Raw genomic sequence first — 26,369 nt, 5'->3', positions numbered from 1 at the left:
CTTTTCGCTGCCGTGTCTATTGAATAGAGGTCACGCCAACAAACGCCACTGAGCGTTCAGGAGTGACCGCCATGTCGCAAACACCTGTACTGCCGCCAAACGAGCGCCGCATCCTGCGCCTGGAAGAAGTCGAAGCGAAATCCGGTTTCAAGCGCGCCCACATCTACAACCTGATGAAGAAACGCCAGTTCCCGCAAGCGCTGCGTCTGGGCGTGCGCGCCGTGGGCTGGGACTCCATCGAAATCGATCAGTGGATCGACGAGCGCGTCAACAACCGGGCCTGATCCGTTCTCCCGCGGACTTTCCATCCTCATACGGAGAACACCATGCAGGTCGTATCCATCATTTCAACCAAAGGCGGGGTCGGCAAGACCACCACGGCCGCAAACCTGGGCGGTCTCGCTGCGGACGCCGGACTGCGCGTGCTGCTGCTCGATCTCGATGTGCAGCCCACCTTGTCCTCCTACTATGAGCTGGCTCACCGCGCGCCCGGCGGCATCTATGAATTGCTGGCCTTCAACGAGCGCGACCTCGACCAGCTTGTGTCCCGCACGATCATCGCGGGCCTGGACTTGGTGCTCTCCAACGACCACCGAGGAGAACTGAACACTTTGCTGCTGCATGCGCCAGACGGGCGCCTGCGGCTGCGGCATCTGCTGCCGATACTGAACCCCCTCTACGACCTGGTGCTGATCGACACCCAGGGCGCGCGCTCGGTGCTGCTGGAGATGGCGGTGCTTGCCTCCGACCTCGCGCTGTCGCCCGTGACTCCGGAAATCCTCGCCGCCCGCGAACTGCGGCGCGGCACCATGCAGTTGCTGGAGGACATTGCACCATACCGGCACCTGGGTATCGGGCCGCCGCCGCTGTACCTGCTCATCAACCGCGTCCATCCGGTGTCCGCCAACGCCCGGCTGATCCAGCAGGCGCTGCGCGATCTTTTCCAGGGCCACACCGACATTCGGATTCTGGCCACCGACGTACCGGCCATTGAGGCTTATCCGCGTGCTGCGACGCGCGGCCTGCCGGTGCATCGGGTCGAGTACCGCCAACCAGTGGGCAGAGTCGCTCCCGCCGCGCTCGCCACCATGCGCGATCTTGCCGGCGAATTGCTCCCGCAGTGGCAGGATCGATTTGCCGCCGTGCCCGGCCGTCCGCTACAGCCTCTTGATACCAGGAGGTCCCATGGCCAACGCACATGAACTGGCCCGAGGCCACAGCCGGCTGCGCGCCCTGATCGAGTTCGCCGTCGATGAAGGCTGGCACGTCAAGCGCACGGCGGGCGGTCACCTCAAGTTCACCAAGGCAGGCTGCGCCGCGATCTACACCAGTTCGACGGCCAGCGATCACCGGGCAGCCCTCAACGCCCGTGCGCAGATCCGTCGTGCTGAGCGCGAGACCCGGTCCCAAGCGCAGGGGGGCGGCCATGACTGAGATCACCTCCCAGCAGATGGCCGGCAAACTGCTTGCATCCGGGTTCGAGCGCAGCGGCCCGTCAGCAACGTCCTTGAGCGACCCGATCGCCGACACGCCCATGGTCGTGACCCTGGACCAGTTGCGCCCCTACGACCACGACCCGCGCAAGAAGCGCAATCCGGTGTACGAGGAAATCAAGGCATCCATCCGCGAGCGTGGTCTGGACGCGGCACCGGCCATCACCCGGCGGCCCGGCGACGATCACTACATCATCCGCAATGGCGGCAACACGCGACTGGCAATCCTGCGCGAACTCTGGTCGGAGACCAGGGACGAACGATTTTTTCGGGTCTCATGCCTGTTCCGCCCGTGGCCCGAGCGTGGCGAGATCGTCGCGCTCACCGGGCATCTTGCGGAAAACGAACTGCGCGGTGGCCTCACCTTCATCGAGCGCGCTTTGGGCGTCGAGAAAGCGCGCGAGTTCTACGAACTGGAAAGCGGCTCCCCCCTGAGCCAGTCCGAGCTGGCCCGCCGCCTGGCCGCCGATGGATACCCCGTGCAGCAGTCGCACATCAGCCGGATGGCCGACGCCGTACGCTACCTGCTGCCCGCAATCCCGACCGTGCTCTACGCCGGCCTGGGGCGTCACCAGGTCGAGCGGTTGTCGGTCATGCGCAAGGCCTGCGAGCGCACCTGGGAGCATTACGCCAAAGGCCGCTCACTGGTGCAGGAATTCGACGAGTTCTTTCAGGAAGTGCTGTCGCAATTCGATGCCCAGGCCGACGAATTCTCTGCGCAACGCGTACAGGACGAACTGATCGGCCAGATGACCGAATTGCTGGGTGTTGATTACGACGTGCTCGCTCTAGACATGACCGAATCCGAGAGCCGCCAGCGTGCCTTGGTCAGCGAGCCGACGCCGCCCTCGACGCCGCCCGCCTTGCCAGAGCCAGAAGCCATCGCGCGCCCTCCTGCCGATACTGCGCCACCTGATGCGAGGCCGACGGCAACGCCCTCGACGGGCGAGAGCGACGCGGATGCCAGTCATTCGGGCGCGGTCAGTCCGGCGGCAGATGGCGACCTGCTTCGGGAGCACATTGTTTCCCCGGCGCCGACAACGGAGCGACTTGAGTCCATCCAACGCATGGTCGCCGACCAGTTGGGCGATGCGCTGCCGCCCACCTTCTCAGCGAACGTCTTGCAGTCCATCCCGGTGCAGGCCGGCGGGCTCTATCCGATCTCGGATGTCTGGTACATCACCCCTGGCCTGGACACACCCGAGCACCTGCGCATCCACATCGCGCAGTTTGCCCGCGAGATTGCGGTCGAGGCAGACCTGGGCGAGTGCATCGATGACCGCCCAGACGGCATCGGCTTCGCCTGCCGCGCTCGCACCACAAACCCAGCGCCGCTGGGCCGTGCCGTCCATGCGCTGTTAGCTTGCCTGGCCGATCAGCAGCCCGCCGACGTCGGTCTGGACAACGGGAAACTCGTCATCGACCTGCCGGCGCTGCTGCACGGCCAGGGCGACGTAACCCGACGATTGAGCGACACCGCGCTGGTCAAGCTGTTTCGCCTGCTGCGACTGGCCCGCCGCCTGCTCGATCTCGAAGCCGGCGCTGCGGACTCTGGAACCTAAGCGAGGGAGGCCAGCATGTCCACAGCACACCCACTCAACCAGGCTGTCATCGCCCAGGCCCTCTATGACCTGCGCAATGGGCAACTGCGCCGCTGCAAACTGATGGGGTTTGGCGAGGCAGAGCTGGACGCCCTCAAGCATCCCGCGCTGATCAGCGTGCTGGCCAATGCCAACGTCTCCTGGTGCTCAGTGACGGTCAACCGCGAAGTGCTGCGGCGGCTGCTCCAGCAGGCGCAGGACGTGGAGAAGGAAATCGCCACAGTCGATCGCATGCTCAGGCTGGGCGCGAGCACGGAGATGGTCAGCAAGTTCTATGGTTTGACGCATCAGGAAGTGGCACTTCGCCGTGAAATCCTCGGTCTGCCCAAACGCAAGGGTCGGCACCCCGTGCTGGACGAGGAGCAGGACACGGAGCTGTGGCGGCAATGGAAGGCCGTGACCAACAGCAGAACGGTCGATCTCGAAGACGAAACCTCCATCCTCGATGCCGCCATGGACTTGGCCGAAGGCATGTCGCTGCCTCTGTCGGTGGTCTGGGCCTCGATCAAGAGCTGGGTCGATCAGGGATTGGCTTGAGTCATGGCCGTGGACGACACCGCACCACGAGTCCGACGCCAAGGCCCCATCGCACTCGCAGAGCTGTTCGATGCTGCGCTGAAAGACCTTGCGCCCAAGCCCGCCCCCAGCACACCTGCGTCTACACCTGCACAGTCGCCCACGCCTACCTCCGGCGATGCTTTCCTGTTCAGTGGCAACCGGCACGAGACGGTGCCACGCAAGCTGTTCCTCGACCGCCGCTTGACGCCGCTGGAACGAAACGCCTGGCAAGTGTTCCGGCTGATGCTCAACGACGATGGCGTGACCGCATTCCCCACCTACGAGCAGTTGCGGCCCTGGCTGGCGTCCATGCCCTGCGCAGGGCAGGCCTCGCATGAAACCGTGGCACGGGCGCTGACACTGATGCGCCTGACCCGCTGGCTGAGCCTGGTTCGGCGACGGCGTGACCCCAAGACCGGCCGCATCCTCGGCAATCTGTACGTGCTGCACGACGAACCCCTGACACCGTTCGAGGCCATGCAGCTCGACCCGGACTACCTGCAACTCGTCAGCCAGGCACTCGGCCATTCTGCCAAGGCCGTGCAGATCGTGGGCCTGCACACGCTCAAGGAAATCGGCGAAGACCCATTACTGGTCGGACGCACCCTCCCGTCACGGTTGCAGGTGATGGCCGAACGTCTCGCCAACCAGGACCTCACGGCCAGCGATAGTTATCCACAGGAAGACGCCATTCACGATTCCGAAGAAGGGGCTCCGAGCCTTCTTCGGAATCGTGAACGACCCGCTACGGATTCCGAAGCAGGGTCGGAACCCGCGCCAGACGTCTCTCTTCGGAATCCGAAGCAGGCCCGTACAGTACGTAGTAGTTGTATTAATGAAATACGTACTACTGCGCAGGCGCGCGCGCTGGACGATCTGCAATGGCCCAAGCGCTTTGCGCAACTGAAGGCGGAACAGCAGGCGGGTGCCAAGGTGGCATTGCAGCAGGTTGATGCCTCGCTGAGGCAGGACGTGCTGGACGAATGGGCCGCGCGTTGTAGCAACCACGGCATCCGCAATCCCGCTGGGTATCTATTCGGCATCATCCAGCGAGCTATCCACGGCGAGTTCAATGCCTGGGCCAAGAAAGACCCGCCACCGGCACCCGCTCCGCCAAACGAACGGCCACCACCCACACCGCCGGCCCAAACGCAGGGTAAGCCGGTGCCACCAGAAGTCGCCAGGCAGCACATCGAGCGGCTGCGAGATCTGCTCGCCAGCAAGTGAGCCGGCCGACAAGGCCGTGAAGTGGACGCCCATGGATGCCAATAGAGCTATCCCCTGGGGATAGTTCCACCGTTGGGGCGGATGCCGTGCAGTCGCAAGCCTGGCCTCGAACATCTGCAGCAGCATCGGCGTTGTCCGCCCTGATCCCGACGTGCAGCGTTCGTTGGCGCTCCATGGAGCTATCCCCAGGGGATAGCTCGCGCCGCAGGCGGCCACCACGCGCTGAACCGGGGTCTGGCAGGTTTCGGTTTGTTGACTGACGGCCTTCCGCTTCCTGCCGAAGCTGACCGCTCCTTTCCACACAACGAGCGGACACCATGGCAACCAATGAACCTCTGCAACTGAATCTCGGCTCCCTGCGCAGCGCGATGTCGCTGACGCTTCACACGCACCACGCTTCGCGCATCTGGCATGGCCGTGCCGCCGCCGAGGGGCGACCGGGCATCGTTGGCCTGAACGGCTACATCGCCCAAATGAACAAGATGCGGCGCGGTTCGGAACAGGACGACCCGTACTCGGATTGGTGGATGCTGCGCATCGAGGTCAAGCTCGACCAGACCAAGACCACGCTGCAATCGCTGCGCGAGCAGGTGGATCAGGCGCTGGCGAGCGTGCCGCCGGCACTCAGCCTGGGCGAAAACCTCAACGTGCAGCCCGTCAAGTTGCCGCTGTTCGTCAATGCGCAGCTCGGCTTTGCCGCCGTCTATCTGCTGGCCGACTACGACGACATCGCCCGCAAACTGATCCTCGCCCACCACACGGCGCTCATCGACCGCAGCACCTTGGAGCGCTGGCTCAACGAGGGCGCCCATGCACTGCGCAGCCTGTTCTCGCTGGCCCAGCAATACCGCTATTCGGGCTGCACGCGCGACGACTTCGTATCAAAGAACGCCGCAGCACGGGCGGCGTTGGAGAAATTCGGCGAACTGCCGCAGGACGTGTTGGAAGGCACGCGCCGCTCGAAGTTCGCGCCGCCCATCGTGCGCCGTGGCCTGCAACAGCGTGCTGAGAGTCCTGCTGCAGCGCCTGCCCACAACGACGCGGCCACCACCGACGAGCCCGCCACTGACGCAGCACCCGAAGTCAGCGCCGGCGAGGTCGAGGGCGAGCAGGCATGAGCGATCCGAATCGCGAACCCCGTTACTTCCAGGGCCTGCAACAGGCTGCCTTCATGAAGCTGGAACACGCTGCCTCTCTAAAAGGCCTTTTGAAGCCTTTTAAGGGTAAGGGGGATCTTGAGGCCTGGGCCAGCCAGTGCTTCGCCATGCGCGACGAGTTGATTGGCTTGACGCAGCGGCAGGTGCTGCAACAGGCAGTCGGGCATCCCTTCCACCTGCTGCCCGTGGAGTTGGCCCAGCAAACCACTGGCGCAGGCACGGCGTTTTTGCGCTGGCGCAAGCACGACCGCTCAGCCATGGGCGTAGCCCTGTGGCAGGAATTGATGGCGAGCACCGGCACGCCGGTCAACTTGCTGGCCGAGCTGCACGCGATCGAGCTTCAGCGCATCACGCTGAACATGCAGATCAGCCTGTTGCACACCTTGGGCAGGCAGGCCCAGGAGTGCGCCAGCAAGGCCGCCAAGGCGGAAGACGCCTACCTGCGCAGGCTCAAGTCCATCCCACCTGGAATGCGTGATCGGTGATTGCACCGGACACCCCAGTACACGCCCGGCACCGACGTGGCACGGGTATTTCAACCACCATGGAGATTGCAACATGAGCACGCATTTTTGGGGCGAAGGCAACATTGGCTCCCCGCCCGAGTACCGGGAGTTCCCCAACGGCAACGACGAGCCGCGGCGCTTGCTGCGGTTGAACGTGTATTTCGACAACCCCATTCCCACCAAAGGCGGTGACTTCGAGGATCGCGGCGGCTTCTGGGCACCGGTGGAAATCTGGCACCGCGACGCCGCGCACTGGAAGAACCTCTACCAGAAGGGCATGCGCGTCCTGGTCGTCGGACGCATGGAGCGCGAACCCTGGACGGACAACGAGGATCAGCCGCGCGAAACCTGGCAGATCAACGCGCGCAGCGTTGGCATCCTGCCGTTCCGCGTCGAGTCCGTGACCCTCAGCCCCAAGACCGCGCAGGACGCGCAGCCGAAGCCCCAAGCAGCCCAGGAACCGGCTGCGCCGAAGGAGGTCAAGCGCAGGAAGTGATCCGGCATGGAGGCGGTTGCGGTGCTTCGCTGCTATCCATGCACCTGCGAGCTATCCCCAGGGGATAGCTCCATCAACGTCCACCGGCTTCCACGCGCTCCCGAAAATCGCGGCTCCCGGCCCGCACACCCCAGCTGCACGCCATCTCCGCCCCAGCCATTCCATCCCGTGAAAGTGGTCGCCACCGCTTGCGACTTGTTTGCTGTTGCCCCTGGCGGTGCCCGGCATCCTCGATTCCAGCAACTCAATGAACCACGGAAATCGGATGGACGGATATGCGGCTGTTCTTGTGCGAGAAGCCCTCCCAGGGCAAGGATATTGGTCGGATTCTCGGCGCGACACAGCGCGGTGAAGGCTGCCTCAACGGCTCCGGCGTCACGATTACCTGGTGCATCGGCCATCTCGTAGAAGCGGCAGCACCCGAGGTCTATGACGCGGCGCTCAAGCGCTGGTCACTGGAGCAGTTGCCCATCATTCCCCAGCAGTGGCGGGTCGAGGTCAAACCCAAGACCGCCACGCAATTCAAGGTCGTCAAGGCGCTTCTGGCGAAGGCGACCCATCTCGTCATCGCCACCGATGCCGACCGCGAGGGCGAGCTGATTGCCCGCGAGATCATCGACCTGTGCGGCTACCGTGGCCCCATCGAGCGCTTGTGGCTATCGGCACTCAACGATGCGTCGATCCGCACTGCGCTCGGCAAGCTGCGACCGTCGTCCGATACGCTGCCGATGTATTACTCGGCGCTGGCACGTTCGCGGGCAGACTGGCTCGTCGGCATGAACCTCAGCCGTCTTTTCACTGTGCTCGGGCGGCAGGCGGGCTACGACGGCGTGCTGTCGGTCGAACGTGTCCAGACCCCGACCCTGAAGCTGGTCGTGGACCGCGACCGCGAAATCGCGGCTTTCAAGTCGGTGCCGTTCTCGGCCATCGACGTGTCTCTGTCCGCAGAGGGTCAGGCTTTCGCCGCGCAGTGGGTTGCGCCCGACGGCTGCACCGACGACGCCGGTCGTTGCCTGCAACAGCCGGTCGCCCAGCAGGCGGCGCAGCAGATTCGCGCTGCGGGCAGCGCCCAGGTGGTGTCGGTCGAGACCGAGCGCGTGCGCGAAGGCCCGCCGCTGCTGTTCGACCTGGGGACGCTTCAGGAGGTCTGTTCCAGGCAGCTCGGGCTGGACGTGCAGGAGACATTGCAGATCGCCCAGGCCCTGTACGAGACGCACAAGGCCACGACCTACCCGCGCTCGGACTCCGGCTACCTGCCCGAAAGCATGTTCGCCGAGGTGCCCACTGTCCTGGACAGCCTGTTCAAGACCGACCCGTCGCTGCGACCGATCATGGGTCAGCTCGACCGCTCCCAGCGTTCGCGCGCCTGGAACGACGGCAAGATCACGGCGCACCACGGCATCATTCCGACGCTCGAACCCGCGAACCTCTCTGCTCTGAGCGAGAAGGAGCTGGCGGTGTACCGGCTGATCCGGGCGCATTACCTGGCGCAGTTCCTCCCACACCACGAGTTCGACCGTACCGTGGCTGAGTTTTCCTGCGGGCAGCAGACGCTGGTGGCCACCGGTAAACAGGTGGTCGTCAAGGGTTGGCGTCTGGTGCTGGCCGAACCGAAAGCGGATGAGGACGGCGACGACGCGACGCGCAGCCAGGTGCTGCCCCCGCTGCGTGAGGGCCTGGCGTGCCAGGTGGCCGAGGTCGAGATCAAGGCGCTCAAGACGATGCCGCCCAAGCCCTACACCCAGGGCGAACTGGTCAAGTCGATGAAGGGCGTTGCGCGCTTCGTGACCGACCCGCGTCTGAAACAGAAGCTGAAGGACACAACGGGCATCGGCACCGAGGCGACGCGAGCCAACATCATCAGCGTGCTGATCGCCCGTGGCTACATCGTGAAGAAGGGACGCTCCATTCGCGCATCGGATGCGGCGTTCACGCTGATCGACGCCGTGCCCGCAGCGATTGCAGATCCCGGCACCACTGCGGTGTGGGAGCAGGCGCTCGACATGATCGAGGCCGGACAGCTCACCCTGGACGTATTCCTCAGCAAGCAGGCCACCTGGATTTCGCAGTTGACCGCGCAGTACGGCAGCATGTCCCTGTCCATCAAGCTTCCCCATGGGCCAATATGCCCGCAGTGCGGCGCACCGACGCGCCAGCGCACCGGCAAGAGCGGCCCATTCTGGTCGTGCAGTCGCTACCCCGACTGCCAAGGCACGCTGCCGGTCGAATCCGGTACGCCCAAGCGTGGCGCTTCGCGCTCGCATAGCAGCGGCCGCAAAGGCACCTGACCGACTCCGTTTCCCGTGGGCCGCGCTCTGTTTCAAAGGCGTGGCCCGTGTCCCGCACGCCCCTGCGGGTCGCCCAGCGCGCAACGCCTTCTTGTCCGTGTGCGCGTCCCGTCCAGCCGTCCCCGGCTGCGGGACCTGAAGGTAGCTTTTCCGCGAACCGTCTCCCGCGTGTTCTGCTGGTCTGTGTTTCTCCCGCCCACTGCGAAGGGTCCCCCGATGGCTTGCCAGGCTGCGCGAACCCTCCGGAGACCCTTTGTGGTCAGCGGTATTCGGTGCCGGTGCCCACCGGCGCAAAAACGGGCTCCCTTTGTGCGCGGATGTGCGCCAGACGATGCCGGCCCCAGCCACGACATGGGCCGGGTGTGATTGCTGATGAGCAGACGGTTCTAGCGACGACCGGGCCTGCAACAGCCCACGGGTGGTTATTTCCTCCCGAGCCGAAGGTCAGCGAGCCTTCGGCGTCTTTATCTCGCCGATCAACATTCCGACCCAATGGACGGCCACAGCAACAGGAAACCGACGCATGCAACAACCGGAGAAAGTACGAGCCGCGTTCGAGCGCGACCTTGGCAACAAGGTGCTGTTCATCAAGGGCGGCAAACTGCTGTTCATCGATGGCATCAACCTCAAGGCCATCGCCGACCGTAAGGCGTATTTCGCTTCGCTGCGTGCGCGGCAGGCGCAACCCATTGTGGTCCTGGCCGAACTGGGACAGGACGAGGCATTCGCCCTGTGGAAGCAGCATGTCCTGGGCGACACGCCCGAGTGAGCCAACGCACCCACGCACCACCCTGACAGCCCGCACTTGATGCGGGTTTTCTTTCTCTGCGCCGATCAATCCGGGCTGGGCCGAATGCCGTTTTCCAACTGACGCAGCGCGGCCCCCGCATGAAGCTGCCCGCATGTTCGCTGATTCGTCAGCACATGCCAGCAGCCATGGGTTCCTGGCTGCCGCGGGTTCTTCCCGCGTAACCCGCCAGTCCGTATCGCATCAAGTCTGCGGACGCGCGTCCCCGTGACGCCGATGCTTTTTATCCACCGCGTGCGGGAGCTGCCATCCCGTGAGGGACAAGGCCTCGCTTTTCCAAGGAGCCTACCCATGTCCCACATAGCCTCTTTCGGCCAGTTGGCCTTGACCTATTGCGGCAAGTTCCTGCCGCTCGAAGTCCTGCAAAGCGCCGCCGGCCACTACATCGGCACGCGCGATACCGAAGGTCCCGTTTCGCGGGAATCGCACGAGTACTTCCGCAGCCATGCGGCGGCTCAACGTGCCCTCGAAAGAGGCGGCTGGTCCCAGCTCGCCATTCCCTGATCCAACTGGAGGAATCACGCCATGAATCAACTGCTGCCGCAGGAAGTCGTCGATCAGATCATGCGGGAAGAGCAGCATTTCGCTGCCGCGCCCCAAGCCTTCTTCGAGGCCTGGAAGCGTGGTGCCGAGATCGCTGGCCCCGAATGGTTTGGCGATGGCACCCGTGACGGCCTGAACCAGGCCAAGAGCAAGTGGGATCTGCGTCCCAACATGCTGCGGCTCAACGACGCCCTCGGTGTCCTGAGCAGCGGGCAACGCATGTTTCTGTCCGCCATGGTCAGCTTCTACAACGCGCGCGAGGGCGGTGCCATGCTCAAACGCTGCCACTTCCACGGGCTGTCGGACTTCGACGGTCTCGACCTGGAACGCCGCAAGGTCATTGCCGACTTGATGCTGAACTACAGCGGTTGGTGACCCCGTTTCCGGCACACCATCGCCTTTTCGTTCCCCACGAGAGACATGCGCCTACACGGTCATGTCCCTCAATTTCCTTTCCGTTGCCCAGCGTAAGGCTGAATCAAAGCCAACGATCACCTCTGCCTGACGCATTTTCCACTTTCAACCCACCGGGTCCAATTCCCGGTGGCGGGAATTGGCTCCATTATTCAATCAGGAGCGTTCCCATGTCTCAGAATCCAAATCCCTTTCTGCGCGGCTACTGGAATTTGAACATCGTCCGCACGCTGTCCATCAGCTACGAGGACGGAAGCCCGCATGTCTGGCGAAACATCCACCCGAGCCAGCAACACCTTTCCGACCAGGAACTGATTTCATCGTCCTGCATCGTCACCAGCGATTTCGCGGTGGTCACGAACGGCTCTGAACCTGTGAGTGCCGAGGTACTGGCCGAATGCGATGCCGATGAAGGCGTTAACGGCGAAGGCGTGATCAATGCCGTGGTCTATGCCATTCATGGCGAGGACTTCGACGGTCGCCTGATCCACGTTGGTGACAGTTATTCGGTCGAGGCCGCGCGGGAAGTCGTGCAGCGCCTGAGTTTCGAGACCGGCTACTACAGCCGATGCTGGGAGATCAGCAGCGCGCACATCAGCCCGGAAACCGACCAGTACCTCGCCAATCTGGCGGATCTTGCCACGCCGGAGGCCTTTTTGTTCATCGCCTTTCGGGTTCCGTACAGCCCGGCGATCGGCGTCAAGCTGATCTCCACACCCTGGACGGACAAGAACCTGGAGCACGCCGAGGGCATCACCGCCGAGCAGCTTCGGCAGGAGCACCGCAGCAAGGGCATGCCAGACGACCTGGCGAACATCCTGGAACTGGCTGGGCAGGCCGATGTGCGCATCCTCATCCTCGACGCTGACGCGCCCGTGTTGCTGGGCCTGCCGCTGGCCGAGTCCTAGAGCAAACACACCACGCGCCCACCTTCCTCTTTGTCCTCCATGCCAGCCCGTCTCCTTTCTGGGAGCCGGGCTGGTCCAATTCCATAGGAGCACTTTATGTTCCCCGACCTCATCTCGCCCGCACGCGACTTCGAGCATCAGCTTGGAGCCTGCGTCAACGCCATGGGCCAGGACGACGCCATCGGCCAGATCCTGGTATTCGAGCGCTTGAGCGGCATGCTGCACATGCGCCATATCGCCAGCGCCGATCTGGCAGACACCGACATTGATGCCTACGAAATGGTCGTCTTCGACGGTGGCAACACCGGCGGCGACACGTGGAAGCACGTGTTCTTTCCACGTCAGCGCGAACACTACTTCGTGTACCAAGCCTGACCACCCAGCCCCTTTCGAGGGGCTTTTCTTGTCGCGACGCAGGAAAGCGGGTGCGGCGCGGTGCGGTTTCCTGAGCGCAGGCGGCTCACTCCAGGGCCATCCTTGCCCCATGTTCGTCGGCGTTGCCGACACATGCCCAGGCAGCCAAGACCTTCAAGGCTGCAAGCGCGGGAAACCGTGCTGGTTGTTTCTTCCTACGGACGCATTGCGCCCATTCACCCACAAGGGACCTCTCCCTTGCGGGCGGGGAATCCCTTGTTCTTCCTCAAGGAGATTCACATGGATCGCTCTCTTATCAAGACCCTGATGCCTTCGCTGGTCGCAGGCCATGTGCCCCGCAACGTGCGGTCGTTCAAGTACCGCGTGTTCGATGATCAGCCACAGTCCTCGACACTGGGCTTCATCATTGATCCCCAGCCCTTCGACGGCAAGGTGGTCGCAGCCAGCGAAGACGCCATCGTCGTCAAGCTCAAGCCCAGCGAGTTCGCGGTACTCGATCCCAACCTGGTGACCAGCATTCCCAGTGAGGGCACCAAGGTGCATGTCCAACCCTATGCCCGTCGTCGTTTCGACGGTCTGCGTGCGGACACGCCAGAAGAGCGCACCGAGATGATGTCCGACGGCACTCCCTACACCGTCAAGACACACATCCTCGGCTCCGCGCCGGCCAAGCTGCCCATTCCCGAGCCGCAGTGCATGGAACTGGGTCAGCTCATCGAGCAGTTGGAGGAAATGCCGGCGCCCGACGGGTTCCGGCGCATCACCCACATGCTGGTCGATGCGGGCGCCCACGACTTCACCTGGGTCGATCCGAAGCCGTCCAGGATCATCGAAACGCCTCCGGCGATCAGTTTCACGGTTTCGACCGCGAAGTTCGCCGGCCAGGTGACGATCCTCTACCAGCGCGGCAGCGATACCTATGCGGTGGAGCTGCGCCGCGACGGCGAGTTGGTCGATCGGCACGACGAGGTGTATTTCGACATCCTCGGCGAAGTGCTGGAGCGGCTCATCGACGACGGGCGCTGGCGTCTGATCGATGTGAGCGTGATCGGCGCGGAGACGTCCCGACGGCGCCGCGCTGTACCGGCGTGACACCACGAAAAGAACCAGGCGACATGCCCCCCCCACAGGCTCTCCCTCCATTCGGAAGGAGGGCCTTTTTTCTGCCTGGGAGATTTCATCAAAGGGAATCGACCGGATGCCGATTGATGGCTGTCTCGCGCGCGAGGCCCGGCCATGCTGAGCCCATGCCTGCTGACGTTGTCAGCGACATGCCAGGCAACCATCGGTCTTCGAGGTTGCGGCGCAGTTCCCACTGCGTGACCGAGCCAGCTCGCACCACATCCATCCGCGAGCGGCCACCAGTCTCTGGTGGTGGATGCTTTCGCCTTATCAACCCATCGCGGGGTTACGCACCTTTCCCCGCAGCGTGGGGCCGGTGTGTCTCCGCTTCATCCCTATGGAGATTCACCATGAGCACCACGTCCAACGAGAAATCGTATTTCGACCTCCACACCTCGGGCATCGGTTACATCCAGCGTGCCCGTGAAGTGCCTGTCCGGGGCGGCCGCCGCGCGCAGCCTTTCCTGGCATGCACCATCGCCGCGCTGGTCGGTTCCGCAAAGGACCCCAGCTATCGCTATTGCGACGTCAAGGTCTCGGGTGCCGAGGCCAAGAAGCTGGTCGAGCGCTACATCGGCGTTGACGATCCCAAGCAGCGCCCACTGGTGCGCTTTCGCCTCGGCGACCTGTGGGGCGATGCATACATCCGTGACAAGGGCGATCAGAAAGGTCAAGCCGCCGCGTCCCTCAAGGCGCGCCTACTCAAGGCCGAGCCGCTTGACCGGGCCGAACTGGCTTCGATCAGGCAGCACGAGCTGATCACCCGCGGCATCGGCTACCTCAGCCGTCCGAAGGACGTCACGCCCAAAGATGGCGACCCGTTCCTCTCTTGCACCGTCGCCGCGCTGGCCGGGCCTGTCGATGAACCGGAGTATCGGTACTTCGACACCATCGTCACCACCCCTGAAGCCGAGCATCTGGTTCGCCGGTGCGTGCAGGCCATCGAAGGGGACTGCAAGGTGCTGATCGCCTTCCGTCTCAACGACATGAAGATCGATCCGTACATCCGCACCAAGGGTGAACGCGCTGGGGAACCGGCCGCAAGCCTGGAATCGACGCTGATCCACATCGGCCTGATCAAGATCGACGGCACCAAGGTCTATCCGACGAGCCCCGCGCAAGCCGAGACGCCGCCAGCCCAGGACGCATCCGCGTCCGAAGCCGAGGACGCCGACCCCGCTGCCGATCAGCCTGCCGAGCCCGCCGAGCGCGAGCCCGAAGGTGAAGTCGAGAAGCAGGAGCCGGCATTGGCTGCTTCGTTCTGATCGGCAAGGCCCTCGCGGGCCTTGTCGTTTTCCCAATCGCTAAGGAGAACCATCATGGCAGCCACATCGGCATCCGAGAAATCGGTCTCGCCCATCGTCGTCCCCGGCCAGCTCACGCTGCGCACCATCCGCGGCAAGAACGGCCCCTTCACGGTCGGTCGCCTCGCCACGCACCTGGGTACCTTCGAGGTCAAGGACCCGGAGCTGGAGCAATACCCCGAAGGCAAGTACGACGGGGAATTCATCATCAGGTACATCTTCCCGAAGTCCTACCCGGTCGGTGGCGGCATGCGCTTCGAGATCCGTGCCAGCCTGGACGGGATGACGCTCTACGACATCGACAAACTGAGCCGTGACGAGGCACGCAGCTTCGCCACCCAGGACGTCGATCCGCTCGATGAAGAGCTGGGCGCGCAGCCTGCAGTAACGCCGGCAACACCGGCCAAGACTGCCAAAACGTCCAAGCCCGCCAAGCCCGCACCCGTGCAGGCATCCACGGATCCGCTGGTCGATACCACGCCCTTCGGCGTGGATGCGCCGACGCCCGCTGCGGCAACTGCTCCCGGCAGTACCGAAGATGGCGACGCCGCGCTGTTCAGCTTGCTCTGGCCACTGGGCGAGTCCGTGAAACTGGATTCGACCATCGACCGCCGCACCCTGCGCGCGCAGATCGTCCGCCTGGGCGAACTGGGCTACGCGCTGGACTTCAAGACGCAGGAGTGGAGCCGCCAGGCCGAACTGCAACCTGCGTAGTACTGGACACCGCATCTGCGGTGTTCATCCACCCGCCGGGGGTCTTCCCCACCGGGGAGGCTTCTGGCTCAATTTTTCCAGGAGGCCTCTCATGGGCTGGTATTTCTCACCCCAATCGCGGTCTGAACTGATCGCGGAGTTGATCGCACCGCAAGAGACCGAGCGCGCCAGCGTCAAGGTCATCGCCCACGCGCTGCGTGGCAACGTCCTCTGGTCCGTTGTGCAAGTGACGGCCAAGGCCGAAGGCGTACACCGTGATCTCGCACCGGGCCAGTCCCTGCGCACCATCCGCTGCGATCTGCTGGAACGCAGCGGCAGCCAGTGGGGCTACAAGCCGCTGGACGAATCCATGCACCCGTACTACTACTCGTGCCCGCTGTCCTATCTGAACCTCGCACCGGAGCAGTCCGCCGACTGGCGTGCAGGCGTTCGCGCTTACCACGCACGGCGGCGCGCACCCAAGGCGACCACAGCCCCAGCTACGGCGCTGACGGCCTGAACCAGAGCGTTTTACTTCCACCCCAAGGGGCAGCACTTGCCCCTGCGGGCGGTGCTGTTCCCGTTCATCCGAGGACACCACCATGCCCGCAAACACTTCTTCCACCACGCTGTACCGCATCGACGAATGCCCGGACGTGATGGCCGACGCTTGCGTCGGCGATGACCAGGGCAACCTGATCTTCCTGTCGATCTGGGCGCGGGACACCGCCGTCCAGCAGTTCCTGGCTCGCCTGACCCTCGGGCGCGACGAGCAGGGGCTGGAGCAGTTCCACCTCATCACCGACCAGGACGGTAGCGTCCCGGTGTTCGTCGGCAACGTCGATCGCCTGGAAAAGCGCATGACCCGCGCCTACCGGCGAACGCTGTTCGGTTCGCTGTCCAACGTGTGGCTGTTCGATCGGCGCTGCGTCAAGCCCGACAAGGCCAACGCCAGCGCACTGGCATTGCTGCCCCGCGATAGCGACCACCGGCTTGACCGCCTGTGGACGTTGGTGCAGGACACCTGCCCACTGCCATTGCTCGACCACTGGCGCGAAACCGTGCTGGAACTGCTGCAAAGCCGCGAGATGCTGACCCGTCTGCCATTCGCCCTCGGGCCTTTAGTGGGCCATCGGCTCGCCATCGACGTGCCGGCGCTGACCCAGGCGCTCGGCTCGCTGATCCGCAGTGACGTGCTCACCGCCTATCCCTATCCGGCCAAGATTTGGACGCCGGAAACGGTAGCGGCTTGACCCACCTGCGCAGGCACGCCAAGGCGCGCCTTCTCTATTCATCCCCGCCAACCAGGAGACTTCCATGGCTCTCATGTTCCCGCGGCTCGCCCGCAATTTCGTGAAGAACGGGTACTTCCCGACCGACGAACCGACGCTCGAAAGAGCCCTCAATGCACTGATGCCCAGTGCGCCTGAATCCAATGGGCCGATGTGCATCCTCGATCCCTGCGCCGGCGAAGGCGTGGCAATCGCCGAAGCTGCTCATGCCCTCGGGCGCGAGCAGGCCAGGGCGTTCGCCGTCGAGTTCGACGCAGAGCGGGCGCGCCATGCCCGCAGCCTGGTCGATCACTGCCTGCACGCGGACCTGATGGACACGATGATCTCCAAACAGTCCTTTGGGCTGCTCTGGCTCAATCCGCCGTATGGCGACCTGTCCAAGGATGTCAACGGCAACATTGGCTATCAGGGTCAGGGCCGTGCCCGCCTCGAAAAACTGTTCTACCAGCGCACGCTGCCCCTGCTGCAGTACGGCGGCGTGCTGGTCTTCATCGTCCCCGGCTACGTGCTCGACGCGGAGCTGGTTGGCTGGCTGACGCGCCACTACACCGATCTGCGCATCTACCGAGCGGTGGAAACGCAGTTCAAGCAGGTGGTGATCTTCGGACGGCGGGTGCGCCAGCGTGAGCAGACGCCCGATGGCGTCAAGGCCGTGCGCAATCTGCTGCTGCAGGTTGGGCTTGGCGAAGTCGAAGCCGAGGAGCTGCCGAGCGAATGGCCGTTCCTGCCGTACATCGTCCCCACCAGCCCGGCGGAGCCGGGGCATTTCTTCCGCGTGACGATGGAGCCGGAGCAGTTCGCCGATGAGGTTGGCAGGCTGCAAGGCCTCTGGCCGTCGCGGGATACCCAGTTGGGGGCCGCGCAGCAGACGCTGCGTCCACCGGCGCGGGCCTTGTCCCACTGGCATCTCGCCCTGGCTTTGGCTGCGGGCGCGATCTCGGGAGTCGTGCAATCCAAGACGGGGCGCGTGCTCGTCGTCAAAGGTGACACCCACAAGGACAAGACGCTCCAGCGGGAATTCACCGAACGCGAAGACGGCTCGATTGCCGAGACGCGCATCCTCACCGACAAGTTCGTTCCCGTCATCCGCGCCTGGGACATGACGCCGGGTTCCGCCACGCGGGGCGAGGTGTTGACCATCCGCTGATCGTTTCTCCACCGCCGACGGTTCGCCGTCGATTTTTTCCACCCACCGGGGTCCAGTCGCCCCGATGGGGTGCCGCGGCCCTTCCATATCAAGGAGCCTTCCATGGCAGCCCAAGCACTTTCCATCAGCCAGACACCGAGCCTGCGCTTCTCGCCCGGCCAGGTGGTCATGACCTGCGGCGTCGATGACCTGGTCCAACAGGGCCGGCTCAACCCGATTCCGTATCTGCGCCGCCACTTCGGTGGCGACTGGGGCGACCTCGACGACAGCGACAGGCGGCAGAACGATGCCGCGCTGAAGTCCGGCGAGGATCGTCTGTTTTCTTCCTACCAGGTCGCACCCGGCCTGAAGCTCTGGATCATCACCGAATGGGATCGCAGCGTCACCACGCTGCTGCTGCCCAGCGAGTACTGATCTTCTCCAACGCGGGGCCACCGACACCCCGCAAGGGTGCCGTAGCCCCTTCACTCAGAAGGAAGCCACATGACATCCAACCAACATGACAAGCACCGCCGCAAACGGCTGTTCGAGATCGGTGCACTGGAGTTCAGCGAAGGCGTCGAACGCCTGATGAACGAAGGCCGGCTCGATCCCATGCCGCTTTTCGAACGCCACATGCGTGGCGACTGGGGCGACGTCGCAGATAACCAATGGCAACAGAACAACGCTGCGTTGGAGTCTGGCGAACGCCTCGATTCGTTTTACGTCGTCACCCGTGACCTGAGCATCCGCATCTTCACCGAAGCAGATCGCAGAGCGACCCGCATCGTGCTGCCGTCCGAGTACTGACCGCGAGTTGTCACCGTAGGCCGCGAGCGCCTGCACTGTCCAACCACCGACGGTTCGCCGTCTATCTTCCCATCACGGGGCATGCCATCGCCCCGCTGGGGTGGTGCATGTCCCATTTTTCTTTGGAGCATCACCATGTCCCTCGATCTCGACACCACCGCCAACGATTCAGCGCCCGTACAGGACGAACTGCTCGAAGCGGAATCCAACCCTCTCACCCTGAGCCTTCAGGATTTTGTCGGCGAGTTCGGCGACGAACTGCTCGACTCTCTCAACCGCGCCAACCCGCCGGTCTATGCCGGTCAAGCACAGGCGCAGCGACAACTCGTCGTCGCCAGCCTCAAGCGCAAGTTGTTCCAGGCCCAGGCCGACGTTGTCCATGCCGCCGCCGAGCTGCTGGTCGATCAAGGCGAGCGCGCTGCGATCGTCAACGGTGAAATGGGCTGCGGCAAGACGACCGTCGGCATCGCCACGGCCGCCGTGCTCAACGCCGAAGGCTACCGCCGCACCCTGGTGCTTTCGCCACCCCACCTGGTTTACAAGTGGCGGCGCGAGATCCAGGAGACGGTGGCCGGCGCCAAGGTCTGGGTGCTCAATGGCCCGGACACGCTGGTCAAGCTCATCAAGCTGCGCGAGCAGTTGGGTGTGCAGCCCACGGGCCAGGAGTTTTTCATCCTGGGCCGCGTCAGGATGCGGATGGGGTTCCACTGGAAGCCGGTCTTCACCCAGCGGCGCACCCGCCACGGCGACGTGGCAGCCTGCCCGGACTGCGGCACGCTCATCACCGACCTCGACGGCGAGCCGGTCAACCCGATCTCGCTCGAAGCCGAGGAGTCCCGCAGGAAGTGCAGCCACTGCGCCGCGCCCCTGTGGACGCTGATCCGCCCGCGCAGCCTGTCCGGCAGTGACCAGTCCTCGGTCGTCCTCAAAGCCTTGAAGCGCATCCCGACCATCGGGGAGGTCACCGCGCAGAAGCTGATGCAGAAGTTCGGTGACGGCTTCCTGGCCTCGATGCTGGGCGACAACATCCATGAGTTCATCAACCTCATGGATGGCAACGGCGAGCTGGTGTTTTCCGACCGTCAGGCCACGCGCATGGAACGTGCGATGGCCAACATGGAGTTTGGCTTTGGCGAAGGCGGCTACCAACCGTCCGAGTTCATCAAGCGCTACCTGCCGCAAGGCACGTTCGACCTGCTCATCGCCGACGAGGCGCACGAGTACAAGAACGGTGGCAGTGCCCAGGGCCAGGCCATGGGCGTGCTGGCGGCGAAGGCTCGCAAGACCTTGCTGCTGACCGGCACGCTGATGGGCGGCTATGGCGATGATCTGTTCTACCTGCTGTTCCGGGCGCTGCCTGGACGGATGATCGAAGACGGCTACCGCCCGACCACGAGCGGCAGCATGACCTCGGCTGCGATGGCGTTCATGCGCGATCACGGCGTCCTCAAGGACATCTATTCCGAGAGCACCGGCACGGCGCACAAGACAGCCAATGGCACCAAGGTATCGGTGCGCACGGTCAAGGCTCCCGGCTTCGGCCCGAAAGGCGTCTTGCGCTGCATCCTGCCGTTCACGATTTTCCTCAAGCTCAAGGACATCGGCGGCAACGTCCTGCCGCCGTATGACGAGGAGTTTCGTGAAGTCCAGATGGACGTGGCGCAAGCTGCGGCCTACCGCGATCTGGCGGGTCGGCTGACCGCAGAGCTGAAACAGGCTCTGGCGCGACGCGACACGACCTTGCTGGGTGTGGTGCTCAACGTGCTATTGGCCTGGCCGGATTGCTGCTTCCGGTCGGAGACCGTGGTGCATCCGCGCACGCGCAACACCTTGGCGTTTGTCCCGGCTCAGTTCAATGAGTTCGAGATCAGCCCCAAGGAGCGTGAGCTGATCGACATCTGCAAGCAGGAGAAGACACAGGGCCGCAAGGTTCTGGCCTACACGGTCTATACCGGCACGCGCGACACCACGTCGCGCCTGAAGGGGCTGCTGGAGCAGGAAGGATTCAAGGTGGCGGTACTGCGCGCAAGCGTGGATGCCAGCCGCCGCGAGGACTGGATCGCCGAGCAACTGGACCGGGGCATCGACGTGCTCGTCACCAATCCCGAGCTGGTCAAGACGGGGCTGGACCTGCTGGAGTTCCCGACGATTGTGTTCATGCAAAGTGGCTACAACGTGTACTCGCTCCAACAGGCAGCACGCCGCTCCTGGCGCATTGGGCAGAAACAGCCCGTGTGCGTGATCTACCTCGGCTACGCCGGTTCCTCGCAGATGACCTGCCTGGAACTGATGGCCAAGAAGATCATGGTCTCGCAGTCCACCTCGGGCGATGTGCCCGAATCGGGGCTGGATGTTCTGAACCAGGACGGTGATTCCGTCGAGGTCGCACTGGCCCGGCAGTTGGTCACCGCCTGATTTCCACGCCATCGTCGGCCTAGCGCCGCCGGCTCACTCATTTCCACCTTGCAGCCATGCCCACGCTTACGTGGACATGGCTGTGCTTTTTCTTATCCCAACAAGTTCCATGAACGCCAACAAGCGCAGAGCAACTGCTACCGGCTGGTTCTGGCAAGCTTTGTAAGATCGCTTGGTCTCTTGCGCCGACCGGGAATCTTGACAATTAGGATAAACCGCGACTGATCCTCGCCTGAGCGATGAACGCGGCGAGCCTCAAATAAACTCGTCAAATGCGGGGTGCCTTCGCGGTTGGGTGTCGCCAAGTCGAGCACCAACAGTACGCCTAATCGGATGCTGACGTTCTGGTAGTCCGCCGTTTGTGCTGCATATGACTTAAAAAGCGCATCGAAAGAACAGTCCTTTTCCTCACGTTTCACCTCGACAACGAGACGTTCTGGGCCAGACTTCAGACGTATATCGGCTCTGCCACTCGCAATGTTTGTCGGTTCAAGGTCGCTCCCTGCTGCATACGTTGCCACCCAGCGAAAAAAGTCCTGCTGTAGTTCATCCTCGTGAGGCAGTGAACCATCATCGCGTTCGAAGAGATAGGCGCCAGTTGGGTCATCGCCCTTAGTCAATTCCAGACGATTGAAAATAAAACGAACCAACCAGAGAAGCACGGTATCGAAGAGACGTGCCCCGTTCGTGTTCGCGCTGTAGTCGGAGTGCCCACGAACTTCGTTACAGCAGCGCTCTATGACATCGGCTTCGGCACTTGTCATGTTGGAAAGTTGCAGAGATATGGCGTTCGCGACTACACCCAGAAGGACATTCCTCTGTTCTTCTGGAATGCTGGACCCTGCGATGATGGCGGCGAGCCGGGCCCGTTCATTCGCCGCCTCAGGAGGGTTTTCCCGACCGCCTGACTGTTCAACGAAGGCATCAATCTGTGCAATCAGATCCTGCGCTTCCGCAATCCATTCATGGGTCGCGTTTTGCTGGAGCCACATGCGAACTTGATGCACCTGTCCGGCCCGAGTGGCGACACTTGCACGTATTCGAGGCCTGACCATCGCTTCGACGCCACCGTGCTGATCTCGACGCAAGATCGATCGACTTGCGCTGTACACCGACAGGAGACCTTCCTCGATGACAACAGCCGGTTCCCACCAACTCGGTTCGTCAAGTGCGCCTGCCAGTCCCGCAACAGCACTGGCCAACACACTCCAACACACCGCTTCGGTCTGCCTCGCCCCCAGCCACGGAGGGCCGGAACCTCCGGACCAGGCGTGGAGCTCGAACGCATGCTGCTGAACGCGAGTGCTTACGACACTGATCGATGCGCTTGCGGCCCCGCTGTGGAAGCTCAGGAGTAGGTCGAGGCCATCGAGGTACAAGCTGGCTTCAGGATGGTGATCAGACACTCCGTCGGACTCTCCAAACCAGTCTCTGGCGTCACGGAATGCCGTGACTGCCGCGTTGCTGTCCCCTCTATCCATGGCTTCAGCAAGAGCCGCCATTCCCAACTCGAATGCTGCCTCGGGCCGGACCGCTTCGAGTTGGGCGAGTTTGTGCAAAACCTCGACCAACTCCTTGTCACGCCAGTGCGAAAAAGCGACACCGACAATCTTGGCGGCCCGCCGCAGGAACTCTGTATCGTCGCTTGGCGCAAGACCGAGGAAGAAGTCCAGTAAGCGAAGTTGCCAGCGCCTGTTGTCTCCGGCCCAGCGAAACGCGCCATCAAGCGCCGCGCCGCGCGATAGCCCAGAGAGCGAATGGTCGCCGGTTGCGGCCTTTGCAAGGAAGAGCATGAAGCAACACTCATCTCCGTCGTCCGGCAGCGGGCGATGATGTTCTAGGATATCGACCGCTTCAAGGAGTACGAAATCTGTTGTTGCGACCTCCAATAGATCGTGCAGGACGCCTTTGTACACGTCCCGATCTGCTGTTTTTGCATCGTTCCACCCCAACACAAGCGGGTGAAGCAGTTCGGGCATCATGGGCGTGCTACCGAGCGATCGTGCTGCCGACGCAAGCTTCGTGATCCCGCCAAGATCTTCCAACTGCCAGTCCCGCCCGCTCTTCACGGCCTCTATAAGTTCTGCTTCAATCGGATGCATGTTGGTCACCACAGGAACGCATTGCCGGCAACCTCACGGCGATTCGTCTCCGGTATGTGATCGGTTATAGCCTTGGACGAGATACCGGCAACAAACACTTGAAAATGCGGCAGCTTGGTAAAAACTTCCTGAAGCCCCGCAATAAGGTGATCGACGTCGACAGGGGATACTTCTTGAGCAGCGGGCGAATCAATCATGAGCAATCCCGGGTGCCGACCAATACCCCGCGCTTCAGAGATTTCAATCATCGCAAGAACGGTCGCCACCTTCAGACGTAACTTCTCGCCTTCCGTTACCTTGCTGTAGCTCGTGGGCACTCCTCCTTTGACCAAAGATAGAGCTGCGTTTCCCTTCAGTGACGCCTCCAACAAGTTCTCCATTCCGAAGGCCTTGGCGTATTCAACCAGGCGTGCAGAAACATCGGTGAGCAAACCATCTCTCACGGCCTTAACCCGAGCCTCTGTTTCCGCCACGACAGCAGACAGAATTTTCAGTTCGTCGCTTCGGTTGTCAGCTTGTGCAACTGGGCTTATTGAGGCCTCCGCCAGCCGACCTTCCAGAGCAGCTACGGCTATTGCGACCTCTTGCCGTCGCACTGCGGAACCTAGCTCTTTAGAAGCTGATTCAAGACGACTTTGCAAGATGTCAATTTTTTCTCGAAGGGTGGCTAAGTCAGCCTCCACTTCTTCTTTTTTGGTCGAGGCGCGCGCTACTGCGGAATCAGATTCCGCAACCCGCTCCTGCAGCTCAGCCTTGATCGTCTCGCCATCTTCGGAGCTCGTGATCGACTCACCGCAAACAGAGCATGAGTGGTTGGAACTTTCAAGTTCCTTCTTCACCTTGGAGATCGTGTGGTCGCAACGAGGGCAACACTTGGGTTCCAGACGACGAAACACTGCCATTGCGGACATGGCATCCATGTGTGTCTGAAGGTCCCGCCGATCCTCCTGATGAATGGCCGTGAGTTCTCGGAGCGCGGCAACGGCGCGTTCCGCATGTTCGACCATGGCTCGTTCTTGGCGACGAATATCAGCTAGCTCGGCCGCATCCGCATCAATGGCGTTGCGCAAGGCCTCATCGCTTGGAATCTTCGCTAGGGATGCTCTGAACAATTCCTCGGCGACAATAGCGCAAGGTTCGACGGATGACGACGATGCAGCTGAGCTTTGGGGACGCGGAACACACGGGCAAGCGGAAGAAGACGCGACGCGAGATCTTCCTGGCGGAGATGGAGCAGGTGGTGCCGTGGAACGCATTGCTGGCGCTGATCGCACCGCACTACCCGAAGATGGGCCAGCGTGGCCGGCAACCGTACCCGCTGGCGACGATGCTGCGCATCCACTTTCTGCAGCAGTGGTACGCGCTGAGCGACCCGGGCATGGAAGAGGCGCTGTACGAGATGCCGGTGATGCGCCGCTTTGCCCGCCTGAGCGGGCTGGACAACATCCCGGACGAGACCACGATCCTCAACTTCCGCCGGCTGCTGGAGACGCATGATCTGGCGCCGCAGCTCCTGGAGCGCGTGAACGCGCACCTGGCGCGCAAGGGCCAGAGCCTGAAGGCCGGCACGATCGTCGATGCGACGATCATTGCGGCACCGAGCTCTACCAAGAACAGGGACGGCAAGCGCGACCCGGAGATGCACCAGACGAAGAAGGGCAACCAGTGGCACTTCGGGATGAAGGCGCACATTGGCGTGGACGAGGAGTCGGGCCTGGTGCACCACGTGGAGTGCACGGCGGCGAACGTGAATGACGTGACGCAGGTGCACAAGCTGCTGCACGGCAAGGAAGATACGATCTGCGGCGACAGCGGCTACACCGGCGCGGACAAGCGCGAGGAGCTGCAAGACGTGGAGGCTGCGTTCTGGATCGCGGAGAAGCCCTCGAAGTTGCGAGCGCTGAAGAACAAGCGCGAGCGCAAGTATGCCGAGCGCTGGGAGCACTTCAAGGCCAGCCTGCGGGCGAAGGTGGAGCATCCGTTCCGAGTGGTGAAGCGGCAGTTCGGTTACACCAAGGTGCGCTATCGCGGGTTGGCGAAGAACACGGCGCAGGTGTTGACGCTGTTCGCGCTGTCGAATCTGTGGATGGCGCGGCGACGTCTGTTGCTGCCGACGGGGTAAATCCGTCTGTTGGACGGGGAAACCCGTCGAAAAGCCTCAGAAACGGCGCAAAATCGATCATATCGAGGTCGACTTGGCGCCTTGACGCTGAAATCCAAGTATCAGAGCGCTTTGATCAGACCTTCCCTAGGTCGGCACGTTTCTCTGCCAGTTGGGCGCTAATGCTTGCAATGCGCTCTTTGCTTGCCTCATGCCCCTGTTCATTTTTTCTCGCAAAAACTTGAACAGCTTGCTCAACGATCTGGTGCGCGGTCTTCGCAGCAGCGAGTGTTGAAACCCACGGAACGCCGAGGTACATCTGCATTAACCGCGATGTGAGGCCAGTGGTGACGGGCATGTCGCCAAGGAGTACCTCGTAGTTAGTGCCGATGAACATGGCGCCTGAAAAGGATACCCAGCTATGTGTTACCGATTGACCTTCGTCTTCTTTTCCCTGTCGCCAAGTCGATATCGGATCCATCGCGAACGTGCGCATGAAGAAATCTGCCATGACTGCTTCGAACTCGCCATCGGTAGCAAAGTCGGCAAGAACGGTTTTCCCCGGTTTGCCTCCGCTAGGGCTGGGCGCACGAATACGGTACAGGCTGCCGATAGGCTCACCCTGAGTTCTGGCAACGATCTCGTATTCGTCTGAATCAAGGAGGAATCCCAGCCTCACGGCATGAACCCATCGTCGCACATCGTCTTGCAAGTTGCTTGATGGTCTTCCTCTTATCATCCATCGAACAATTTCGATGATGGTTGATTTGCCCCGTAGGTTATGCTCAGAAAGCATGGCCCACAGACCGTGATCAAGGGCCGTCCAGGAAAACGCGAAAGGGCCAGCATTCGCGATGCCATCTTTCTCGCCAGAAAACTCGATCTCTCGCAGAACAAGTCTGCGAGGCTGGGCAAGTACAGGTGATGGTTGAATTCGGTGAGCGGAAAGGACGCCCTCAACTGCGGCAGTCTCCACTTCTGCTCGATTTGCTATCGCGCGCAGCCATTCTTCCTTGGGTTTTGCCATATT

The 26,369-nt window shown here is 62.7% G+C and carries 27 protein-coding genes and 1 pseudogene; 25 read left to right on the top strand and 3 right to left on the bottom strand.

Annotated features, from left to right (window positions below; translation table 11 throughout):
* Nucleotides 1–71: 71 nt before the first annotated feature.
* The 24 genes and pseudogenes from M1L61_RS18180 to M1L61_RS18065 all read left to right on the top strand — a co-directional run bounded on the left by M1L61_RS18180 (nt 72) and on the right by M1L61_RS18065 (nt 21,136).
* Nucleotides 72–284, top strand: coding sequence for an AlpA family transcriptional regulator (locus tag M1L61_RS18180; protein ID WP_012205952.1), 213 nt, complete (start codon nt 72–74; stop codon nt 282–284).
* 42 nt (nt 285–326) lie between these two features.
* Complete coding sequence (locus M1L61_RS18175) at nt 327–1,202, top strand: ParA family protein (RefSeq protein WP_125277413.1); 876 nt, start codon at nt 327–329, stop codon at nt 1,200–1,202.
* A complete protein-coding gene (locus tag M1L61_RS18170; protein WP_125277414.1) occupies nt 1,186–1,434 on the top strand; it encodes a type II toxin-antitoxin system HicA family toxin in 249 nt (82 codons plus the stop codon). The genes M1L61_RS18175 and M1L61_RS18170 overlap by 17 nt, the downstream gene beginning before the upstream one ends.
* Nucleotides 1,427–3,055, top strand: coding sequence for a ParB family protein (locus tag M1L61_RS18165; protein ID WP_125277415.1), 1,629 nt, complete (start codon nt 1,427–1,429; stop codon nt 3,053–3,055). Before M1L61_RS18170 ends, M1L61_RS18165 begins: the two co-directional genes overlap by 8 nt.
* Before the next feature lie 15 nt (nt 3,056–3,070).
* Nucleotides 3,071–3,631, top strand: coding sequence for a DUF2857 domain-containing protein (locus M1L61_RS18160; protein ID WP_008267477.1), 561 nt, complete (start codon nt 3,071–3,073; stop codon nt 3,629–3,631).
* Nucleotides 3,632–3,634: 3 nt separating this feature from the next.
* Nucleotides 3,635–4,879, top strand: coding sequence for an STY4528 family pathogenicity island replication protein (locus tag M1L61_RS18155; RefSeq protein ID WP_125277416.1), 1,245 nt, complete (start codon nt 3,635–3,637; stop codon nt 4,877–4,879).
* 317 nt (nt 4,880–5,196) lie between these two features.
* Nucleotides 5,197–5,997, top strand: a complete 801-nt coding sequence (locus M1L61_RS18150) for a PFL_4669 family integrating conjugative element protein (protein WP_125277417.1) — start codon at nt 5,197–5,199, stop codon at nt 5,995–5,997.
* Nucleotides 5,994–6,521, top strand: a complete 528-nt coding sequence (locus M1L61_RS18145; RefSeq protein ID WP_125277418.1) for a DUF3158 family protein — start codon at nt 5,994–5,996, stop codon at nt 6,519–6,521. Before M1L61_RS18150 ends, M1L61_RS18145 begins: the two co-directional genes overlap by 4 nt.
* A 73-nt stretch (nt 6,522–6,594) precedes the next feature.
* Nucleotides 6,595–7,038 (top strand): single-stranded DNA-binding protein, encoded by a 444-nt coding sequence (locus tag M1L61_RS18140; protein WP_125277419.1) that lies wholly within the window; start codon nt 6,595–6,597, stop codon nt 7,036–7,038.
* A 275-nt stretch (nt 7,039–7,313) separates the two neighbouring features.
* On the top strand, nt 7,314–9,326 hold the full coding sequence (locus M1L61_RS18135; RefSeq protein WP_248853879.1) for a DNA topoisomerase III: 2,013 nt from the start codon (nt 7,314–7,316) through the stop codon (nt 9,324–9,326).
* Nucleotides 9,327–9,864: 538 nt separating this feature from the next.
* Nucleotides 9,865–10,095 (top strand): annotated as a pseudogene (locus M1L61_RS18130) (hypothetical protein); the annotation flags it as partial.
* 330 nt (nt 10,096–10,425) lie between these two features.
* Entirely contained in the window at nt 10,426–10,638 is a 213-nt protein-coding gene (locus M1L61_RS18125) for a hypothetical protein (protein WP_125277421.1), read from the top strand.
* A 21-nt stretch (nt 10,639–10,659) separates the two neighbouring features.
* A complete protein-coding gene (locus M1L61_RS18120) occupies nt 10,660–11,052 on the top strand; it encodes a hypothetical protein (protein ID WP_125277422.1) in 393 nt (130 codons plus the stop codon).
* A 209-nt stretch (nt 11,053–11,261) separates the two neighbouring features.
* Entirely contained in the window at nt 11,262–11,999 is a 738-nt protein-coding gene (locus M1L61_RS18115) for an ABC transporter substrate-binding protein (RefSeq protein WP_125277423.1), read from the top strand.
* Between the two features lie 96 nt (nt 12,000–12,095).
* On the top strand, nt 12,096–12,374 hold the full coding sequence (locus M1L61_RS18110; RefSeq protein WP_102774531.1) for a uridylate kinase: 279 nt from the start codon (nt 12,096–12,098) through the stop codon (nt 12,372–12,374).
* A gap of 279 nt (nt 12,375–12,653) precedes the next feature.
* Nucleotides 12,654–13,466, top strand: coding sequence for a GTPase (locus tag M1L61_RS18105; protein WP_125277424.1), 813 nt, complete (start codon nt 12,654–12,656; stop codon nt 13,464–13,466).
* Between the two features lie 380 nt (nt 13,467–13,846).
* Nucleotides 13,847–14,761, top strand: coding sequence for a DUF3577 domain-containing protein (locus M1L61_RS18100; protein WP_125277425.1), 915 nt, complete (start codon nt 13,847–13,849; stop codon nt 14,759–14,761).
* A gap of 54 nt (nt 14,762–14,815) precedes the next feature.
* Nucleotides 14,816–15,514, top strand: a complete 699-nt coding sequence (locus M1L61_RS18095) for a DUF3275 family protein (protein WP_125277426.1) — start codon at nt 14,816–14,818, stop codon at nt 15,512–15,514.
* A gap of 91 nt (nt 15,515–15,605) precedes the next feature.
* Entirely contained in the window at nt 15,606–16,013 is a 408-nt protein-coding gene (locus M1L61_RS18090) for a hypothetical protein (protein ID WP_125277427.1), read from the top strand.
* A gap of 82 nt (nt 16,014–16,095) precedes the next feature.
* Entirely contained in the window at nt 16,096–16,746 is a 651-nt protein-coding gene (locus M1L61_RS18085; RefSeq protein ID WP_125277428.1) for a hypothetical protein, read from the top strand.
* A 40-nt stretch (nt 16,747–16,786) separates the two neighbouring features.
* Complete coding sequence (locus tag M1L61_RS18080) at nt 16,787–17,932, top strand: class I SAM-dependent methyltransferase (RefSeq protein WP_257504843.1); 1,146 nt, start codon at nt 16,787–16,789, stop codon at nt 17,930–17,932.
* A 102-nt stretch (nt 17,933–18,034) separates the two neighbouring features.
* Nucleotides 18,035–18,346 carry a hypothetical protein gene (locus M1L61_RS18075; RefSeq protein ID WP_125277430.1) on the top strand — a complete coding sequence of 104 codons (312 nt, stop codon included), beginning with the start codon at nt 18,035–18,037 and terminating at the stop codon, nt 18,344–18,346.
* 69 nt (nt 18,347–18,415) lie between these two features.
* A complete protein-coding gene (locus M1L61_RS18070; RefSeq protein WP_125277431.1) occupies nt 18,416–18,721 on the top strand; it encodes a hypothetical protein in 306 nt (101 codons plus the stop codon).
* Between the two features lie 135 nt (nt 18,722–18,856).
* On the top strand, nt 18,857–21,136 hold the full coding sequence (locus M1L61_RS18065; RefSeq protein WP_125277432.1) for a helicase-related protein: 2,280 nt from the start codon (nt 18,857–18,859) through the stop codon (nt 21,134–21,136).
* A 137-nt stretch (nt 21,137–21,273) separates the two neighbouring features.
* Here the strand turns inward: M1L61_RS18065 and M1L61_RS18060 are convergent, their stop codons facing one another.
* Together M1L61_RS18060 and M1L61_RS18055 are read right to left on the bottom strand one after the other, a co-directional pair.
* Nucleotides 21,274–23,238, bottom strand: coding sequence for a hypothetical protein (locus M1L61_RS18060; protein ID WP_180729979.1), 1,965 nt, complete (start codon nt 23,236–23,238; stop codon nt 21,274–21,276).
* A gap of 5 nt (nt 23,239–23,243) precedes the next feature.
* Entirely contained in the window at nt 23,244–24,308 is a 1,065-nt protein-coding gene (locus M1L61_RS18055) for a hypothetical protein (RefSeq protein ID WP_248853878.1), read from the bottom strand.
* 83 nt (nt 24,309–24,391) lie between these two features.
* Here M1L61_RS18055 and M1L61_RS18050 point away from each other — a divergent pair, with 83 nt between their 5' ends.
* Entirely contained in the window at nt 24,392–25,360 is a 969-nt protein-coding gene (locus M1L61_RS18050) for an IS5 family transposase (RefSeq protein WP_248854793.1), read from the top strand.
* 115 nt (nt 25,361–25,475) lie between these two features.
* On the opposite strand, the gene M1L61_RS18045 is transcribed toward M1L61_RS18050, so the two are convergent.
* Complete coding sequence (locus M1L61_RS18045; protein ID WP_248853877.1) at nt 25,476–26,366, bottom strand: hypothetical protein; 891 nt, start codon at nt 26,364–26,366, stop codon at nt 25,476–25,478.
* Nucleotides 26,367–26,369: the final 3 nt, after the last annotated feature.

The sequence above is a fragment of the Stenotrophomonas sp. NY11291 genome (genome assembly GCF_023277365.1).
Lineage (GTDB): Bacteria > Pseudomonadota > Gammaproteobacteria > Xanthomonadales > Xanthomonadaceae > Stenotrophomonas > Stenotrophomonas geniculata.
Note: the sequence above shows the minus strand (reverse complement) of the source record. Positions and strands in the feature narration are given on the sequence as shown.